The following is a 2007-nucleotide window of genomic DNA, read 5'->3' as shown; positions in this document are numbered from 1 at the left end:
ATATACTTTTTATTAAATAGTTTAATATTTACAAAAGTACCAATTATTCATCTTATTATGAATGCTTTAATAAGTTTTATGATGGCTGTATTAACACTTTTACTTATTATAAATATTAGTTCTGGAGTAGAAAACAATCTTAATTGAACTCAATATTTAGATCACTTGTATGATACGTTTAGAATAACAAAAATAAACTGATTAAATAAAAATTTTTTATGAACGTCCCGAGTTTTACACTTGTTATGCCAACAAATAAATAAAAAAGATGAAAAGTTCAGATTTTAAGGATTTTTTCATCTTTTATCTTACTTCTATTTACTTTTTCCGATGTTATTCTAAAATATTTATAGAATACATTACGATAAAGGAGATAAGATAAATTTTAAAGATTCAACTGTTAAGACATTTTTAGAGTCGTTAGAGGGTATTAAGACAAAAATTGACAAGTTAAACAGGAAATTGTTAAAAGTTTTAGCTATCTAGAGGACTAATGAGATCAAAATGAAAGAACAAACACAATAAAATCACTAATGATAGATGTTGAATTTGATAAAATTTTGAACTCTATAAGATTTAAATAACAATTAAAAAGTTGTTGCACTTTTTAATTTAGCACAACAACTGTAAAACTCGGGATATACTTTTTATTAAATAGTTTAATATTTACAAAAGTACCAATTATTCATCTTATTATGAATGCTTTAATAAGTTTTATGATGGCTGTATTAACACTTTTACTTATTATAAATATTAGTTCTGGAGTAGAAAACAATCTTAATTGAACTCAATATTTAGATCACTTGTATGATACGTTTAGAATAACAAAAATAAACTGATTAAATAAAAATTTTTTATGAACGTTCTATTTAATCAGTTTAGGTATTTTAACTACTTTTATAACACTTATGAGAAAAAGTGCATTATAAGAATAATTTAATTAAATAAATTAATAAGTGAGAACACCAAATAATCATAAAAAAAGAAATAGATTTCTTTTTTTGTTATTCTTCTAAATTAACTTTTTTAATTTCATCAATTGCTGAATTAAATGAGCTTGCTGCTTTTACAAGTCTTCCTGCAATAGCAATAGAACTCGCTGCGAATAACTCTAAGTTAACTTTAGCAACAAATGAAGCAAATGTTCTTAGTTGAGCTACCTTATCTGAAGCTTCAGCGGCAGTTTCGATTGCAACTCCTACTGATGGAAGTTTTACATATCTTTTGAAAATTTGATTAATAATCCCTCCACCTGTTAGAGCTACAGCTACTCCGCTTAAGAAGTCTCTTGATAATGTTACTCAGAATTGAGAGTTTGCTAATTCTCTTAAGATTTGTTTTTTGTAATTTTTAAAGTCATTAATTTCAGAAGTGTCTTTATCAACTAAACCTTCAACTTTATTAATAATATTTACAAAGTTTACTAAGAACTTTCCGTTAAAACCACTATAGGAATATATGAAAAATAGCTGAAATGCTATTTTTTTGCATATTTTGTCAAAATATCGATAAAACCTAGGATTTTGCAAAAAAATATATTAAAAAAACAGCTAAAAACTATAGAAAAAGTTCAAAAAATATAATACAATTATAGTGACTAAAGCACTACATAAGGAGGAAGAAAAATGCCAATACCAAAAGAGATATTAGCTGTGGATAGACCAAAAAATACAAGAGTAAAGAAAAATGGAAATAGATATGATGTTATTAAAAGAACAAGTGTTTGAAAAAATGGAAAATCAGTTCCAGTAGAACTGGGTAAAATCGGTGAAATAATAAACTTTGAATATGTAGAAACTAAAACAAGTAGACTTAACTTTGCTTTGTGTGACATAAAACAATTCGGAAGAACCGAAATTGCTTATAAATTATCAAAAGATGTATTTGAAGATCTTTGCAAAGTTTATAATCCATCAGATGCAAAAATAATTTATGCAATAGCAATTATTAGAGCAGCTTATGGAAATATCACTAATAGAGAAATTAATAGAAAATATCAATGTTCAT

At 25.2% G+C, this 2007-nt stretch carries 3 protein-coding genes and 1 pseudogene; 3 read left to right on the top strand and 1 reads right to left on the bottom strand.

What is annotated here, in order from left to right; all coding sequences use genetic code 4:
* The coding region (locus tag AB668_RS05555; protein ID WP_160315014.1) for a hypothetical protein at positions 1 to 288 on the top strand (288 nt) is incomplete at its 5' end.
* 407 nt (positions 289 to 695) lie between these two features.
* Entirely contained in the window at positions 696 to 929 is a 234-nt protein-coding gene (locus AB668_RS03800; protein WP_050517691.1) for a hypothetical protein, read from the top strand.
* Between the two features lie 75 nt (positions 930 to 1004).
* Here the strand turns inward: AB668_RS03800 and AB668_RS03795 are convergent, their stop codons facing one another.
* Positions 1005 to 1529: a hypothetical protein gene (locus tag AB668_RS03795; protein WP_050517690.1), complete on the bottom strand. Its 525-nt coding sequence runs from the start codon at positions 1527 to 1529 to the stop codon at positions 1005 to 1007.
* A gap of 96 nt (positions 1530 to 1625) precedes the next feature.
* Here AB668_RS03795 and AB668_RS03790 point away from each other — a divergent pair.
* Positions 1626 to 2007: pseudogene (locus AB668_RS03790) on the top strand (transposase); the annotation flags it as partial.

This window comes from Mycoplasma sp. HU2014, from assembly GCF_001199495.1.
Classification (GTDB): Bacteria; Bacillota_I; Bacilli_A; order Mycoplasmatales; family Mycoplasmataceae; genus Mycoplasma.
This window is presented reverse-complemented; position numbering and strand designations above follow the sequence as displayed.